Here is a 17,266-nt window from a genome sequence, read left to right as displayed (position 1 = left end):
TGTAGTTCAATGGTTGATTCCGAAGCTCTTGAGCAAGAAGATTATGAAGTAAAAATCGGTTCGTTTAACGGGCCGATGGATTTGCTTGTCTATCTCGTTCAGAAAAAGGAAATGACGCTCGACCAGATTCCCATTGCTGAAATCGCAGACGACTTTCTCAAGTGGGTGAACGAGTATTCCGAAACGGACCTTTCCAAGGCGGGCGACTTCTTGTTCATGGCAAGCCGCTTGATGGCGCTCAAGGTGCAGGAATTGCTCCCGGCCGAAGAACGCGATCCGGAGATGGAAGAGGAATACAACGAAGACCGCGAAAAGCTCATGAAGGAAATGTTGGAATACCAGCGCTTCAAGCAGGTCGCAAGTGGTCTCCAGGAAATGGAAGCGAAGAACTTCGGAACGTATTCCCGTGGGCGTCTTGAAAAGACGCAGAGCGATGACGACACACTCGCCGATGCAAACATCTGGCAGCTTTTCCGCGCTTACCAAAAGAGCTTAAAGACAAAGATTTCCGAGACGATCCACCACATCGAATTGGACTATGTGACCATTCAGGACCGCCAGCAGGCGATTAACAACTACCTGAACGTACATGGACGCGCACTCTTTGAAGACTTGCTCGACAACGACAGCCACCCGATTGTTGCTGCGGTGACGTTCATGGCCATGCTCGAAATGATCAAGACGGACGATATCGTTTTCCGTCAGAGTGAACTTTTCGGACCGATTTGGATTTACCGCAAAAAGAACAACCCCGAGTACGCCGACGAAATGGCGCACGAGACCGTGTTTTTCAGCAAGGATCCCGAAGTCAAGGCCGGGCTTGTGGAAACGATCCGTAGCCAGGCGATTGCACGTTCCAAGGAAAAGAGCGTGGGCGACCTTGCCGCTACGATGCGCGAAGCCGTGCTTTGGACGGAACGCGGCAGGAATGTCACCGAAGAAGACCTCAACGCGATGTTGGAAGGTCGCGAAGACATTTCCGAAGTGCAGGACAATCCGTTTGCCGATATGATTGCGGAAGCGGATGCCGCCGAAGGTGCTCAGCAGGCCGCAAGCGCAACCGCTGAAGACACACAAGCGCCGGCACAAGATTTCGCGCAGTCAACGGATCAAGCTCCTGTGCAGCCCACAGCTTCAGAAAACGCAGAAACGGCACCGAGCCAAAATGCCGCTACTGCAAATGCCAACGCTGCGGCCCCGGTCGAAAATACGGAAGCTGTTTCGGCTCAAGAAGCCGCGCAGTCCGCAACTTTGGAAAGTGCAGAAATGTCCGCTAGCGAGGACGAAGCTCCGGTGCTTAGCAAGAGTTCAATTCCTGAATTCGGCGCTAACGACGATGACGATTCCGAAGAACGCGCCCACACATTCGAACCGGTAGATGAACTCGTCGAAGAACTTGAAGAAGAAAATCTTGATGAAGATGAAATTGAATCCGGTGAAGCAGAATCCGTAACGGAAGAGACCACCGAAAGTTCGGACGATTCCAGTGCAGAAAGCACATTCCAAGGTTTGAACGAGCAGTCTGTCCAGCAGATGAGCGATGAAGAGTTTGCCGCCTTTATGCAAAAGGCCCAAGCATTCTACAACAACGCAAGTTCCGCGCAGTCTAACAACGCGCAGCCGACCACCACGGCATCCCATAGCAGTTCCAGCAGCACTTGGGACGAACCCACTCCGGCACCAGTTCAATCCGTCGAAAAAGAAGAACCCGAAGAAGACAAGTACTCCTCTTACAGTTTCGGCAACGAAATGACGGACGAGGAATACATCGCCTACTTGAACCGCAGCGCCCGCGCAAGCCGCAAAGAAGAACCGAAGCCCGCTAAAAAGTCCGAACGCAAGTCATTCATGCCTGAAGATGACGAAGGCGGAATGACCGACGAAGAATACCAAGCTTACCTCGCCGAACATGGCAACGACGACGATGACGAAGAAGGCCCCGTTGTCTACGGAGCTGGCAAAGATTAATTTTTCTTGATAGCGCTAAAGCGATTTTTTAACGCTCCAGCTTCTCATTTTCAAGCCATCTCGGACAGCAATATCGCGTTCATCAAAAACCTCAAAATTATTCTTCTTATAGAACGCAAGATTTTTCTCTGAATTTGTAAACAATGTCAGTTGCTTACCGCCATATTCACGAATGTATTTTTCCATGAATGCAATAAGCCGCGAACCAACGCCCTTTCCTTGAAATGGCGGGTCCACAGTCAACGAGCTACAATACCAAATATTTTCGCCATTGTGCTGGTAATCATGACAAGGTTTCCCAGCAGATTCATCCATATTAACCCAAGCATTCACACGTTTTATGCCTGCGCTAAAATAGACTTTCCACCAGCCATGAAGCAAGAACTGCAAATCCGTCGGTCTCTTGTATTGAGAGTCTTCGAGCACAGCCAAGCCCACAATTTTTCCGTCTACTTTAGCCGTTAAGAAATGCGACTTTTTCAAAATTGTGCGCCACGTTCCATACAAAACAGACCATATCACCTTACGCCTTTCTTCTAAATCCGGGAAGAAATTCAAAAAATACTCATAGTTTTCATAGGCCCTAAACGACAAAGCCACGACTTCATCAAATTCTTCACGTTTTAATATCCCAAACACTATTTCCATAGCAAAGCTCCATTCTCTTTATACAAAATAGAAACAAATCTTATGCCATGGTTAATTTAAGTAGCCTATTTGCAAAAAATATCTTTATAATTTCATCCAAACAGTTTGGCGATTTGCGGGTAGGCTTCATCCGGCAAGCGAAAACGCTTTGCTATATAGAACATATAAGGGACCTTGACCGCTGCAAACGGCAAAATCCGTTTCGTGGCTTCTGCGATTTTCTGCGGGTCCGTCGTTTCCAAATAAGCAGGATAGAAAATATTCCAATGAGCCAAAAGATTTTCTTTACTCATGTGGAAAACAAGATTAGCCTTTTGCTCATCCATTCTGTGCGTCATGCTCCACAACATACCCAAATCCCAACCAGGGTCACCGTAGCCGAAATCACCCATATCAATCCAGAGCGTTCGCTTTCCATCAGTAATGACATTGCTGATTTGCAAATCGCCATGAAGGCAAGTCGGGGTGTCGGGAACCGTATCGATAAAAGCCAAGGCCTTTTGCTTGTAAAAGTCAGGAACTACAGCCTTTTCAAGATAAAAGCGACGGAATTTTTCCTTTGTAGACACAAGCTTCGTCGTATCCGCTTTCGTCGAATGGAGTTTCTTAGCCATTTCTGCAAATATCAAAGAAAGCTCTTGCAAACGACCCGGCTCTTCTGAAATAATTCTCGAAAAAGAACGCTTATTCCGGATAAGTTCATATTCAGCACCAAAGCGTTCGCCATCCGTTATCAACCGAATTGGTTTTGGAGTCAGGACACCCAAACCAAAAGCACTGCAAGATGTCAAGAAATCTTTTTTAGCACAGTCCGCTTCAAAACCGGGATAATAAAGTTTAGCAATCGTATCACGAGTCTTGTGCGTGTACGAGACTGCTGTTGCGCCTTCTCCCGTCGCTACATAATCATCTAAATTGATTTTTTCAACGTCTTCAGACATAACAGCCTCTCTTAATAAAACTTTTCGACCAGGGAATGAACCAATCCTGCAAACAACTTCTTATAAGCTTCAGGAGGCGGCATCAAGATTGAACGGATGCAAGCATCAAGCGAAGCAAACTTGCCTGCAATTGCATTAAAGGCGGAGATGTCCCTATTCCCTGTGTAGGCCTCAGCAAACGCATTCCAGAAGCTTTTCAACTGTTCCTGCGACATGTGGAAAATTTCCTGCGCTGCCGGGAACTGAGAATAAACTTGGCAATTCATGAAAAAATGCCCTATATCGAACATTGGCGAACCGTGACTAAACCAGCCAAGATCAATCCAATAAGGTTTACCGTCACCAGAAATAATCAAGTTACCCATCTGGAAATCACCATGCAAGCAGGTTTTCTCGTCTTCTATACTCTGAACAAACGCCCGCATTTTTTCTCTATCATCATCTGCAACAAAATCAGACGCATCGATCCCCTTTAAGGCTTGTTCCTTGCGACTTGGGAAAAAGTCCGTATTGCAAGGCAAGGCGTGCAATCGCAGGCCCAATGAAGCGAACAACATTGCCATTTCACTGATGCGTGACGGATCATCGGAGCAAATACGCGAAAGAGACTTTTTTCCCTTAATGATTTCTACGAGCTGACCGTAACCATCCCCCACGCGCACCATATCGAACATACGAGGAGTCGGGATTCCCAAATCAAAGACATGCTGGGCTGCGTCACGTTCTTGCTTTACGGTTGCCTCATCACAACGAGGCGGATTATTCACTTTCAAAAGAATATCGGGATGTCCGGGATGCACATAAGCTTTTCCGTTACCGCCCTCGCCCACCTGTGTCCAGGTACTAATATCAATATTCTGGTATTCCATTTTTTAGCTCCCCAAAAAAGGTCCTTCTCTTTATAAAGATATCGCTTTTTCTGCGAAAAACAACAAAAAAAATTGCCCCGCCGAAGCGAGGTTAAAAGTACTGATCCCGGAATAAATCCGGGATGACTGTTCAAAGGTGACAAATCAATCGTTAATCGTCGTTGCGACCGCCGAGGAGTCCTGCGCGGTATGCCCAGTAGAGCAACTGCAAGATAGACGAAACTGCTGCGGCTACGTACGTGAGGCCTGCGGCAAAGAGCACGCCCGAGACGGTATTGTATTCGCGACCTGCGGCAACGACTTCCATGCGGGCAAGAGCTTTCTTGGCACGTGCAGAAGCGTCAAATTCCACAGGCACGGTCACGAGCGTAAAGAGAGTTGCAAGCGCAAAGAGCACCACACCGACAACCGCGAGAGACTGGCCAAGCGCCTTGCCCATGCCCATCAGCATAATGCCAATAATCACAAGCCATGGTCCGAGATTAGAACCGATGTTTGCGGCAGGCACAATGGCAGAACGGAGCCACAGCGGGAAGTAACCTTCGGCATGCTGGATGGCGTGACCGACTTCGTGAGCAGCAACGCCTGCGGCACTGGCATTGCGACCGGAATAGACTTCGGGCGACAAGTTGAGCGTCTTGTTCAGCGGATTGTAATGATCCGAAAGAAAGCCCTGGTGCTTGAGGATTTTCACGTCAGTAATGCCAGCTTCCATGAGAATGGCCTTGGCGACATCGGCACCGGTAAGGCCGCTAGAAATTGTGACTTTTTGACCTGCGGCAAAACGCTTTTTGACCAACAGGGAAACGGCGCCCGAAAGCACGAGCGTCACCACGAGAATCATCATGTATAAAGGATCGAACATCATAGTTGTTATTAGTTGTTAGTCAGTGGTTATTAGTAATTAGTTATTGGTCAATAGTTATTGGTTATAAATCATTAATTCTAATGACTATGGACTAATGACCATTGGCCTCATTTTTCATTATTCAATTTACAAAATTAGTGGCGAAATCGTCTGTGACTTCGTCACTCTATTTTGCTTATTGTCGCCGATTTTTACATGTCACCGGTGGTGAACTTGCTCTTGTCGCGCAAATGCGTGAGGAACATGCCCAGCACGAAGTAGATGACCGCCTGTATCGCTAGCAGATAAAGCTTAGGCGCCACATCGTAAATGTCACCGCCCATCTGTTCAATCGAAAGCCACGCAGGTATGGCAAACGTACTCGGCAGAATGTACGAAAGCCCCACCATCCAGCTCGGCATCAAATAGCTCGGCCAGCTAAAGCTCGCAAGGAACAAGATTGGGATGGAGAGGTTCAGGAACAGCTGCATGCTCGATTCGCGGCGCAAGAAAACTTGCGAGAGGCACATGCCAAAATTGATGACCGATGCAAGGAACACCACCGCAAAAATCGTCATCGGCAAGAGTTCGCCACGACGCGGAAAATCAAAAATATTGTAAATCACGCAGTGGTAGAACAGGATAAAGCAGCAGTAGTGCATAAAATACGCCAGCGAACGGCCCAAATAGCGGTACGGCATGCTCTCGTTTTCGACTTCGGAATAGCGCTGGTTGCGGCGGAAACGGCGATGCCCGCGAGCGCCACCAAGCACGCAAATTCCAATCACAAGGGACTGTTGCAAAATCAGCACGAGCACGCTAGGAACAACGTAATTAGAATAGCTTCCCGTGTTGTTGAACATCGTTTGTATCGATAACGGCATCGGGTCGCGCATTGCCATCGCCTTTGCTGAAGGCACCTTCTTGCCAAGCGCAATAGCCTTCACCTTGCTCACTGCACCGACCGTCAATGCACATGTCGAAAACGCAGTCCCGATTGTACCATGGAGCATCACGTAGGCGCCATGCGTAAAGATGTTGACCTTGACCTGTTTCTTGTTCAGGAGATCTTTTTCCATGTTCTCCGGAATAACCATGAAGCCATAAATTTCTTCACTCGCCATCGCCGTCTCAGCTTCAAGCAAGTCATTATAGACCGCTTTGACTTCGACCTGTTGCGTCGCAGACGCCATTCGTGTAAGTTCACGGGACTTTGCCGTATGGTCCAAATCCACAACAGCCACAGGAACGCGAGAAACGGTCTGGTTCATGTATGCAGTCGGATAGTAGAACGCATAAAGAATTCCCGCCACGACAAGCAAAAGCACAGCCGCAGGGTCCGTAACAAACAATTTCCATTCCGTCAAAGTCACTTTCAAAAGACGACTAATCATTTTCGCCTCCTGATTTTTTCGAACAAGCTCTTAAGCAACGAATCAACGGTCACCACGTTTTCGTCTTCGGTAGCGACCGGCAACTGCGAATCATGTTTTAGACGGTACTTCCAGCGAAGCACAATCGTAAAGCACCCGAGCAGCACCCAGAACAACGCCATGCCGCCCATGAGCTTGATGACTTCCCAGGATTCAGCCATGCCGACATCGCCAAGAAGCATCATGGACTGCACGCGGAGCACATGCGTAAGCGGGAGCAGGAATGCAAAGCAACGCACGGCAAACGGCATTGCCATCACGGGGAACGTCTGGCCGGCAAACGCAAATGCAGGGCCGCCAATCACGCCCGAAACGCCAGTCGCAATTCGCATCACGCCAGTCACGCCCACAAAAGTAATGCCAGCGCCAAAGCAACAAATCACCATCAGAAGTTGTGCCACGGAGACCATTACAAATTCATCAAAGCCCATCGGCATGAGCATACGATGCGTGTACGCATAGCAGCCCATGTATTCGAGCCAAAGGATGACCACAGCAGGGACAAAAGCGGCAACGCCTAGCGTCACCCAAGAACGTTCAGCGTAATTGAAAAACTCACGCACGCGCTTGTCGCGAAGCGGGAACGATGCGATGTACACAGCCACAAGCATTGCTGCCAGGTGGAACATTGCAGACACAAGCCCAAGCGCCAAAAAGCCTTGGTAGTTGCCTTCGATATTCCCGACCGAATGAATTTCCGTCTTGACCGGGTCATCATACGATGCGGCGAAAAGATCCGAGCCGACACTTGTAATGACCGCACGGATTTCCTTTGTTGCAAACATGTTCGTGAGGTAGTTCTGACCGCTAGAATAAACCGGAATCACAGGCGATTCAAGGCGGAGCGCATGGCGTTCCAAATCCGTCGGGAGCACGATAAACGTCTGCAAGTCCCCGCGAATCACGGCATGTTCACATTCGCTCATGTCATGGCAATTCAACACGACATCGAGAACAGGGCTTGACTGGAGCGCCCTTTCAAGTTTATCTGCAAGCTGGCTTTTGTCTTGCTTGAGAATGCCCACCGGAATATGCTGCACGATTTCGCTCGAGAACATTTCCAGCATAAACACGGAAACGCCGACGGGGAGCACCGTAAGAATCATCCACAAAACAATCTTGTGGCCGAAATAAATCTTTCCGATTGTCTTTAAAAGACCTTTCAGCACGATAACCTTCTATCCAATTACTGAATGTCGTCGACAGGGAGCAAAACGCTCATGCCCGGGCGGAGGTTTTCAACCTTGTGCGTCGGGCGCAAACGAACTTCGAACGTCTTGAGGTCAAAGCCGGAGCTTTCCTTGGAGCTACGCCATGTAGCATAGTCACCGACAGAAGCGATGTAGCTTACGGTCATTTCGATGGTCTTATCGAGAGCCGGAACCTGGAGGTAGAACTTTTTGCCCTTGGAGACGTTCTTGAGGTAATCTTCACGAAGGTGGAACACCGCCCAGGAATCGTTCAAGTCCGTCACGGCGATAATCGGCATACCGGAACCGACAACTTCGCCTTCTTCGGCGAGCTTGAGAGAAACTTCACCGGTAATCGGCGTGCGAATCTTGGTTTCTTCGAGATAGGCATCGACTTCGGCATTGGCACCTTTGGCTTGCATCACGAGAGCGTTTGCGGCGGCCTTGTCTTCGCTACGGGCACCAGCAACTGCCTGGTTGTACTGGGCACGGGCGGCATCAGCAGCGGACTGCGTAGCCTTCATCTGCGTTTCGGCTTCATCGCGCTTCTGGAGCGGGAGCACGCCTTCGTTGTAGAGTTTCTGCACACGTTCATAAGTGTTCTTGGCGAGCGTTGCGGCCTCTTGAGCGCGGTTTGCCATAGCCTTAAGTGCAGTAATGTCTTCGCTACGGGCACCATTGCGGGCCTTGCTTGCCTGAGCCCTGGCAGCACCGAGTGCACCCTGAGCCTGCATCTTCTTGGCTTCGATTTCCGGGCTGCTGATGACAGCGACGAGAGAATCCTTGTAAACAGCATCGCCTTCGTGAACGAGCAAGTGTTCGATACGGCCCGGAACCTTCCCTGCCACGAGCACGCGACGAGCCTCCATCTGGCCTTGCAAGAACTGTTCACGCGGTTGCGTTGCGAACTGTTGGAGCTGGGAGATGCCCATAATGACGAGCACAATCAAAGCCAGAACGACAACAACTTTTCCAATCATCTTTAATGCGTTCATTATTTATTCTCCGTTTCTAAATTCTGTTCGACAGGCTGTGCAGATTCAGTTGCGGCCTGCGCTTCAGTTGCGGCCTGCGGTTCTGTTGCGGCAGGTTCACCGGTTGCTGAGCTTGCCGAAGCATCAACAGGCTTTTCTACCACAAGCTGCTTGGACACGAGGACCGTACCAGCAGTAGAGACTTCGCCAGCAGCTTCGAGAAGTCCAAGCCATGCGACTACGGCATCGTAATGAGCCTTGAGGTCTGCCACCTGCAAGCGCGAAAGTGCAAGTTCTGCATCCACGACATCAAGCCCTGTAGCAAGCCCAGCTTCGTACGCCTTGTTCTGGCTGCGCAAAGCTTCGTCCGCAAGTTCACGCGTCTTGGCGAGGCTTGTGAGCCTCCCCTTTGCATGTTCCAATTCGCGCCAGCGCTTTTCGACCAAGAGCTTTAAATTATCAATCGTCTCTTCTTCGAGGCTACCCAAAGAGCGGTCCATCGCCTTTGCGGAGCTCACCTTAGCGCGGGTGTCACCACCCTTGAAGATATCCCACTGCAACTTGGCGCCAATCGCCCATTCCGGTTCCAACAGCGTCAAATCCCTAGTGTAAAGTTCCTTGTAGCCAAACAATGCAATTGTCGGGAAGTAATCAGCGCGGGCGGCGCTAATCGCATTCTGATTGCGCTTGCGTTCAATGCGGAGCTGACGGAGGCCCGGATGCTTTTCGACAGCGAGCGCCTTGAACTCGTCCATTGAGCGGATGCCTTCGGGAGATTCCACCGGCGTTGTTGCGGTAAGGCTTGTATCTGTATGCAAGAGGCTTGCAAGAGCCATACGGGCGAGCGACTGGTCGCGGAGGGCATCTTCATAAGCGTTTTCGGCTTCGGCAAGAGCCACTTCGGCACGGAGACGTTCCGTCTTGCTAATCTGGCCGCCCTCTTCGAGCTTCTTGGAACGGTTCAGATGTTCTTCGAGGTCCTTCTTGGTGGACTCACGCATGCCGACAAGCTCTTCGCACAAGCGGAGCGTAAAGTACTTGGTCGCGACATCCATCAAAACGGTGTTCTGCGCCATTTCAAATTCTGCCTTACGGGCGTTCACATTCTCCTTGGCGGCATCGTACGCAGAATAAATCTTGAGACCGGTAAAGATCGGCCACACAACGGTCAAGCGGGCGTTGAAGAACCAGTCGTCTTGCACCTTCATGTTGAAATCGGCGTTCTCTGCAGCCGAGCCATACTTTTCCGCAGTCTGCTGGGCAAACGATTCCGGAGAACCCGTGCCAAGCTTTTCCTTGAGGGCGTTTTCGGCATAAGCCTTTGCCTGGGCTTCGTTCCCCGTCTTGGCATAGGCGCCTTCGTAAGCCTGCTTATAGCCAGCGGAAGCCTTGTTGTAGGCATCGATATAAGCCTTGGAATAAGCGGCCGCACCAGCGACATCGCTCAAACGCCCGAGGTCAATATTAATGGGATCATTGATTTTGGTAATGCCTGCCGACAGACTCACCGTCGGGAGGAAACGGGCAAAAGCTTCATCTTCGCCACTTTGGGCAATATCCACTTTCGCCTTTTCAGCCTTGATTTTGGAATTGTTCACCATGGCCATATCCAGCGCATCTTGCAAAGAAAGCGCTGTCGCATTAGCAGCCACGCAACTACTGAGAATAAAAGCAAAGTACCGTTTCATAGCTACAATAATAATACAAAAAGATGTCAAAAACAGCAATTCCAAAACGACGCATATTTTACATTCTACGAAAAAAGTTCCGACAAAATGTCGGAACTTTTGGCGTAAAACTCAAAAAGAATAATTGTAGCTGTGAAATGACAGGATCCCCTCCCGCGTTTCACTTGGTCGAGGATGACTGTACGAGTAACTTTACTTGCCCGGAGTCGGAGCTGAAGCACTCCATACTGCAGAACCGTAACCAGTCGTAGTAAAGTCCTTGCGGTTGAGGCTCTTGCCCTTGCCATCTGCTTCGGTCAATCCCGGCCAGCGGTCGCTATAAAGCGTCGCATCGGAAATTTCATAGTACCACTGCTTTGTATTGTCCTCTCTAGTGACAAACGAATACGGCTTCTTGACGGCTACAGTTTCACCGCGGTTCGAGAGTTTGCCCGCATAGAAACGTATAGGAACACTTTCGTCAATCGAATAGCGTACACGGAGCAAAGATTCCTTTGCCTTGAGAGAGTCGTTAAACAAAACCATCTTACCGCCAGCGGCAATAACGTCTGTTGCAGCGAACTCCATATTGACGCCTTCAATCTTCCAGCCCTGCGGAACGTTGTTAACATTTTCGGCAAGCGTTACCGGAGTGGTTCCCTTGTTCACAAGTTCAAGGAATTCCAAGTCATTCAAATCACTTTCGTTTTCATGATAATGGATTTCACTGATGAAAATCGGCCCCGCCTTGAGAGCAGAGTTCGCAGCCCCCGGAGTTTCTGTAGCCATGGCGCCCTGAGCGACCGAGCCTCCAGCCACTTCGACAATACCGCTAGACTGCTTACCTGCAGAAATGAGCAAGCTCGTTTCCTTACCTGTACGGACACCGGCAGCGGCTTCGAACAAATAGATTTCATCACCGTTATCGCTTAAGAAAAGACCATCGCCAAAGACATCAGCGGTAGCTTCGAGAAGCAAATAGCCATTGGCAGGGACAACCGTATTGGCGCCACCGATAGTCCACTTCTTGCCTTTCAACTTGGATTCGAGTTCCCAGCCCTTAATGTCCACTGGAGCGGTACCGTAGTTGTAAAGTTCAATCCATCCATCGGTTACACCGAGAGAATACGGTTTGATTTCATTCAAGCGAACTGTAGAAGCATCGAGGACCTTGTCGCCACCAGCACACGGACTGCCGTTTTCAACGGCGCTAGCCCCCCAGGAATTCGGGTCAGCTTCGTTACCGGTGCCTCTATACACGAGTGTACGGCCCTTGCCATCGGCAAGGCTTGGCCATGGCGGCTGGCTACTGAAAGCAGCGCTAACGTCGCCTTCGCCCTTAAGCTTAACTTCAACGACATCGCCTTCGTTTACAAGCTTTGCGACAGTACCTGTTTTGGAATCCTTGTCCCACGGACCATAAACCTTGCAACCCGCCGGAAGCTTACCTGCATAAGTCTGGTTGAACAAGGCGACATCGTTAGTCACGATGACATATTCGCCATTTTTCAAAGAACCCGTCGGGAAATTAAAAGCAACAGCACCATCCAGGCGGAGGTTGCTGAGTTGCATATCCGTAATATCCGGTCCCTTCTTGATATAGACTTCAACCCATTCCAAAGCGGAACCACCTGGAGCGTTGTACATGATTTCGGAAACGCCCATGTTGGTGAACGAGGAATCGACAACCCCTTCAGCATCCGAGCTCGATGTCGGAGCAGGGGTCGTATTGGAAGACGAGGATCCGCCAACATCTGCAGAAGAGTTCGGGGTGGCATCGCTGCTATTCGGAGCTATCGCCGAGGAACTATTGACAACAGGGGGTGTAATTGGACTAGACTCATCATCGGAGCAGGCAGAGAACAGACCGAGCGCAGTGACGCAAGAGCCTACTGCAAGCCATTTTTTTGTATTCATGAGCGCCTTCCTTTTGTTAAATGTTATAAATCTATGTTAGAAATTTCCGGCGAGACGAGTCCAGTACGGGCTCTTGAATCGACGCGGATTTTCGTACACTCGTTTCCATTCGGCGGCGGCATTCCCGAACTTGGAGAATGCACCATGCTTTAAATTCAAAGCACGGATGAGGTCGAACATCCAGTACGGCATCTGCGCGGCCGGGCACTTGAGTTCGAGCACGGCATCGCACCCCGGCTGGAAGAACCTGGGGATTCCGGTCGAGTGCATATAGTGCGGATCCACAGTGTAGTCAAAGCCGTTCTCTTCGCGGAAGCGCATACCGGTATCAATGGTCACGCGGGAATACTCTTCGCGGAGCCCGAACCAGGCACGTCGCTTGTACTGCGTCAGAAGTCGCGGATGCGCACCATAAAGTTCCGTCTTGTACAGGTAATCCTTGAGGTACATACGGTCTTTTTCGCTCTTGCACGGCCAATCTTCGGGCTTCATATTCCAAACTTCGCCGGGGTTGATACCCTTGATGGTAGCTCGGCTCTTGTAGCAGATGTTACGGATTTTACGCTTGACCTCAAAGTGGAACGTACCATCTTGCGATGGATGTTCGCCGTACGTGCGGATGCGCATGTTGAAGCGGTCCAGGAGCTGTTTCTTTTTCCAGCCGAGGAACGTCCACGTCGGTGTGTCCAAGTAGAGGTTCGTAATCCAGTAGAATCCACCCGGAGTAATCTTGGAATAGTAGTCCTCTTCGCAATACGGCGCAAGGAACGCACCAATCCGGTCCGCCCATTCGACGGGGATATGGTACTTCAGCTCGAAGCGTTCGAGAAGGCTAAATCCGCGGGCCTCAGCCATAAACTACCTGATTCCTTCACGAAGATGGTTCACGACATCCTCACGGGCAAGTCCACCGGAGAAATCCAGCAACTCCAAATAGCGGGCATAGATATCGTATTCAAGTTTTGCAGCCTTCAAGTCGCTTTCGAGAGCGCTTTCGCGGGCGCGGAGGAGCAGGAGCGGGTCGGAACCAGCCTTGTGCGCAAACTGTTCCATAAAGCCACTGGCGTTCACTTGTTCGGCATAGTCCTTCAAGACCTTCCACTGGTCGATAAGCGTAAGGACTTCTTCGGTGAGGCGGGCGACCTTCTGGTTCACTTCGCGGACTTCGTCCAAGTACTTGCTTTCGGCATCGAGTTTTTCGACCTGTTCGCGGAGAGAGGCGTCCTTGTTGCTATCGAAGAACGGCAGGCGGAATGCGAGGTTCACAAAGAACTTGTCCGCAGTCTTGCGATTGTCCGTTTCGGGAACAAGTTTTCTAATCGTATGAGAGTTATCCCAAATAGCGCAATCACCGTCCGAAGTAAGCCCTGTCGGGCATGCTCCACTTTTCCATTCACCTTCATACTTTTTGTACTCAGGCTTAATAATATCACTGCCATCCAAGTCCTTGTACTTTTCCATCAAGGATTCAATCTGGAGCGAGTAGCCGATACCGACATGAGAGATGTAGTTGCGGTCCTTGCTGGCGTCTTGTTGAGCCTTGGAAATATCGGAATCGCGCTTGCCCTTGGCGAGAGCCACGAGCGGGAAGTTTTCGTCAACAGTCACGCCATTCTTCAGGAATTCGGCAAGTTCTTCCATCGACGGGAGGAACGACGAATCCAAGGCAACGTTGTCAAAGTCCGGAGCCCAAATCATCATCTTGAGTTCGGCATCACGAAGCGCCGTGCTGTCCGAAAGCAAGTTCGCCTTAAGCGAGGCACTCTTTTCGAGCGAAGTCATCAGGTCTTCGGCATTGAACGAAGCAGAACCGGACTTGAGGTGGAGAACCTCGATACGGTCCTGGGTAACCTGCAATAGCTGCTTGTTGATTTCGTTAATCTTCTGGCGAAGTACATAGCGCACGCCGCGTTCGTAACGGTCGTAAAGGAGGATCGAGCGTTCAACGGCAAATGTTGCCTGCTGATAATTCTTAACCGCCTCGTAGTGAGCCTTGTCGGCAGAGCGTTCGCCAAATGCCTGCGGAGTCACACGGAGTTCAAAGTCGTGCTTGGCAAAGCTAAAGCCGTCCAACTGGTAACGGAGCTCAATCTTGTCCCAAAGCTTGAGGTTGCGTTCTTTCGATGTCGCCTCGGCACGTTTTGCGGCAGCTTCATACCTCGGATCTGCCTTAGCGGATTCGATCAGGCGTTCCCATGTGAGAGGGCTTGCGATTGCCGCCGCAGTCAGTGCGAGCGTTAAAAAGGATACAGTCTTCATTACTTCTTAGCCTTCTGTTGCTGCTTTTCCAAGTTGCGCTTGCTCGTTTCGGTAATAGTCACCATTTCGCCAAGCAAGAACTGATTTTCTTCGGGAATCTTGATGGTCACTTCGCGGCCATAGACCGGAATTTCCGGCATCTTCCACATGCGGGTCGGGAACGGCACGATGCGGCTCGAAAGACCGACCACCTCACCAATCACGGCCTTGCCCTTACCAGTAAGGGAAGCCACCTTCACGGCTTCGCCGAGGTTCGTGTTTTCGTAAATCTGTTCGTTGATGTAGCCACGGATAAGCGTCGGGGACTTGTGGGCAAGCGTCACAATCGGGGCAAAGCTAGAGACCTTTTCGCCATCGCGCACATTCACATCACCGACAACCCAATTTTCCTTGGCAATCTGGGTGAGTTCCTTCTGCTGTTTGCGAAGTTCGGCGAGTTCCTTGCGGATGTTTGCAGCTTCGGTCTTGCCGCTAGACTTTTGCAACTTGTTGCTACCGCGGAGGAGGGCAATCTGTTCGTTGGCGCTCCTGGTTGCAACAGCAAGTTCGTTCTTGAGGCTCTTGATGCGCATAGCCATGGCATCGTTGCCATCGGCCTTGGACTTGGAGTTCGAGAGGCTCTTGAGCTTGGCAGAAATAGCCTTGTTGCTTTCGTATTCTGCTTCAAGGTTGCGAATTTCAGCCAAAAGTGTGAGGCGACGAGATTCGAGGTTAGCCTTGACTTCGGCCACCTTCTGGTCGATTTCGGCAGAGCTCAAGTTGCTGCGGCCTTCGAGAGCGTCAAGTTCACGGGTGAGTTCGGCAACGCGGAGCGTGAGGTCCGGACGGTTGATAACCACGATAGTGTCGCCCGGCTTGACTTCCTGGCCCGGAACCACGTAAATCTTGACGATTTCGGTCGGAGACGGAAGGCTGATAATCGTTTCGCTGGATTCGGCAATGCCACGGAACATGGCCGCCTTGCCCTGGTAGATAAAGCCAAGCATCACGGCAAACACGACGCATGCCACCCAGGCAATAGAAAGCTTGTGGGTATAGACGTAAGCGACACCCGCATTGTTCTTGTGGGTATTCCAGAAATTGTCGAGAAGATCTTCGAGCTTATTCATTTTTCAAACCTCCTTACATTTCCGTCGTAGCGTCTTGCATCATGAACTGGACATCCGAAATGCCTTCGACCTTCGATAGGAGCGTGAGGATTTCGGCAGCGGGCTTCGTTGCGCGGAGGCGGATCTGGTAAGCGACGTCCAAGCGGGCACCGCCATCGACTTCACGCATCGTAATCAAAATAAACGTCTTTAAATTGCCCTTCATGATATCTTCAACCTGGCCACGAACCTTGGGTTCGTTCGGGAGAGCAAAGCGGAGCATGCCGTCAAAGAAGTGCTTAGTGCCAAGACCCGTGCGAGAAAGCAGGAATGCGACACAGCTGAAAGCGATTGTACCGCCCACCGCGGCACCCCAGGCGTAAACACCGCAACCGATACCGGCACCGAGAGCAGCGAAGATGAACATGATATCGCGCGGGTCCTTGAAGCTCGTACGGAAGCGGACCACCGAGAGGGCACCCATCATGCCAAGACCACGACCAACATTATCGCCGATGGCCTGCATCACCATGGCTGCGACCACAGCGCTAAGCACGATGCCCTGCACAAAGTTTCGCGAATACGAAAGTCCGAGGAACGTCTTTTCGTAAGTCCATGCAATAGTAGAAGACAGGATGAAAGCAAGGATCAAGGTGTAAGCAAGCGTAATGATCGTTGCGTTTGTTGAGCTGGACTGGACAGCAAGAAGGTCAAGCATAATAACTCCGTTAATTAATTCTTTTATTTCGCCTGTTCATCCCAAATCTACTTAAAAAAGAACTTTTTTCAGTCATTTTTTATGTAAACAATGGACTAACAAAAAAATTACAATCCGCTTTTTACATCGGTTTTGGGCGATTTTCACCCCAATTTTTTTATTCCAGGCTGTAGAACCCACGCTAAAAATAATAAAACTAGTTTTTTCGTTCTTGAAAAAATTAATTACATGTTGGTTACTATAACAACGCATTGAGGAAACCGCAACGACTGTTTATTTTCGGAAACAATTTAGTGGTTAGTAAACAGTGGTTGGTGGTTAGGAATCTGCCGTTCGGGATGCCCAAAAGTCCATATGGAGTGAAAATTTTCATTTGGGAGTGCCATGTTTATAGGATTTTACAGTTAATTATTAGAGAAGAAAGCTGCTACAACAAGAAATTTATGGTTCCTCGCATCGCGAGGATGACGATGCGAGGACAACGCAAGCAAAGTTAATTTATCACCACAACAGAACATATGTTAAGTTGCGACCATAAAAAGGCAATAAAACACAACGTAAGATTTTTGTATTTTTTAGTAACAGGGGTGTTATTTAATTTACCTTGTTATTAAATTTAACACACAATAATTTATCTAAAATACTTTGTTCAAACACTCATATTCGTAATTACAACAACAAATCATGCGTTTGCAACTCCAATGGTGCAACTGCTCTGCGAACGCGACCGCACAGAGACGAATTGGG

Annotated in this window: 14 protein-coding genes; 1 reads left to right on the top strand and 13 read right to left on the bottom strand. The window is 49.9% G+C overall.

All coding sequences use genetic code 11. From position 1 onward, the window contains the following. Window positions 1–1,968 (top strand): segregation/condensation protein A (locus tag B3A20_RS08320; protein WP_290763471.1); only part of this gene is annotated, 1,968 nt, incomplete at its 5' end. A gap of 15 nt (window positions 1,969–1,983) precedes the next feature. On the opposite strand, the gene B3A20_RS08315 is transcribed toward B3A20_RS08320, so the two are convergent. From B3A20_RS08315 to B3A20_RS08255, 13 genes are all read right to left on the bottom strand, one after another. Beyond that, on the bottom strand, window positions 1,984–2,616 hold the full coding sequence (locus B3A20_RS08315; RefSeq protein WP_290763469.1) for a GNAT family N-acetyltransferase: 633 nt from the start codon (window positions 2,614–2,616) through the stop codon (window positions 1,984–1,986). A 92-nt stretch (window positions 2,617–2,708) separates the two neighbouring features. Then, window positions 2,709–3,557, bottom strand: coding sequence for a TIGR02172 family protein (locus tag B3A20_RS08310; RefSeq protein ID WP_290763466.1), 849 nt, complete (start codon window positions 3,555–3,557; stop codon window positions 2,709–2,711). 11 nt (window positions 3,558–3,568) lie between these two features. Further along, window positions 3,569–4,426, bottom strand: a complete 858-nt coding sequence (locus tag B3A20_RS08305) for a TIGR02172 family protein (protein ID WP_290763464.1) — start codon at window positions 4,424–4,426, stop codon at window positions 3,569–3,571. Window positions 4,427–4,577: 151 nt separating this feature from the next. Further along, window positions 4,578–5,294, bottom strand: a complete 717-nt coding sequence (locus B3A20_RS08300; protein WP_290763461.1) for a zinc metallopeptidase — start codon at window positions 5,292–5,294, stop codon at window positions 4,578–4,580. Between the two features lie 191 nt (window positions 5,295–5,485). Further along, window positions 5,486–6,667, bottom strand: coding sequence for an ABC transporter permease (locus B3A20_RS08295; RefSeq protein ID WP_290763459.1), 1,182 nt, complete (start codon window positions 6,665–6,667; stop codon window positions 5,486–5,488). Beyond that, complete coding sequence (locus tag B3A20_RS08290; protein WP_290763458.1) at window positions 6,664–7,875, bottom strand: ABC transporter permease; 1,212 nt, start codon at window positions 7,873–7,875, stop codon at window positions 6,664–6,666. Before B3A20_RS08290 ends, B3A20_RS08295 begins: the two co-directional genes overlap by 4 nt. Window positions 7,876–7,892: 17 nt before the next feature. Then, the gene (locus B3A20_RS08285; RefSeq protein WP_290763456.1) at window positions 7,893–8,891 is read right to left on the bottom strand and encodes an HlyD family secretion protein; all 999 of its coding nucleotides are present in this window, start codon (window positions 8,889–8,891) and stop codon (window positions 7,893–7,895) included. Further along, window positions 8,891–10,558, bottom strand: a complete 1,668-nt coding sequence (locus B3A20_RS08280; protein ID WP_290763453.1) for a TolC family protein — start codon at window positions 10,556–10,558, stop codon at window positions 8,891–8,893. Before B3A20_RS08280 ends, B3A20_RS08285 begins: the two co-directional genes overlap by 1 nt. Window positions 10,559–10,750: 192 nt before the next feature. Continuing rightward, entirely contained in the window at window positions 10,751–12,454 is a 1,704-nt protein-coding gene (locus B3A20_RS08275) for a lamin tail domain-containing protein (protein ID WP_290763451.1), read from the bottom strand. 36 nt (window positions 12,455–12,490) lie between these two features. Continuing rightward, entirely contained in the window at window positions 12,491–13,309 is an 819-nt protein-coding gene (locus B3A20_RS08270) for a polyphosphate polymerase domain-containing protein (RefSeq protein ID WP_290763449.1), read from the bottom strand. A 3-nt stretch (window positions 13,310–13,312) separates the two neighbouring features. Beyond that, a complete protein-coding gene (locus B3A20_RS08265) occupies window positions 13,313–14,713 on the bottom strand; it encodes a TolC family protein (RefSeq protein WP_290763446.1) in 1,401 nt (466 codons plus the stop codon). After that, window positions 14,713–15,822: an HlyD family secretion protein gene (locus B3A20_RS08260; RefSeq protein WP_290763444.1), complete on the bottom strand. Its 1,110-nt coding sequence runs from the start codon at window positions 15,820–15,822 to the stop codon at window positions 14,713–14,715. The genes B3A20_RS08265 and B3A20_RS08260 overlap by 1 nt, the downstream gene beginning before the upstream one ends. 13 nt (window positions 15,823–15,835) lie before the next feature. After that, a complete protein-coding gene (locus B3A20_RS08255; RefSeq protein WP_173560842.1) occupies window positions 15,836–16,519 on the bottom strand; it encodes a DUF4956 domain-containing protein in 684 nt (227 codons plus the stop codon). Window positions 16,520–17,266: the final 747 nt, after the last annotated feature.

The sequence above is a fragment of the Fibrobacter sp. UBA4297 genome (assembly GCF_002394865.1).
Taxonomy (GTDB): domain Bacteria; phylum Fibrobacterota; class Fibrobacteria; order Fibrobacterales; family Fibrobacteraceae; genus Fibrobacter.
Note: the sequence above shows the minus strand (reverse complement) of the source record. Positions and strands in the feature narration are given on the sequence as shown.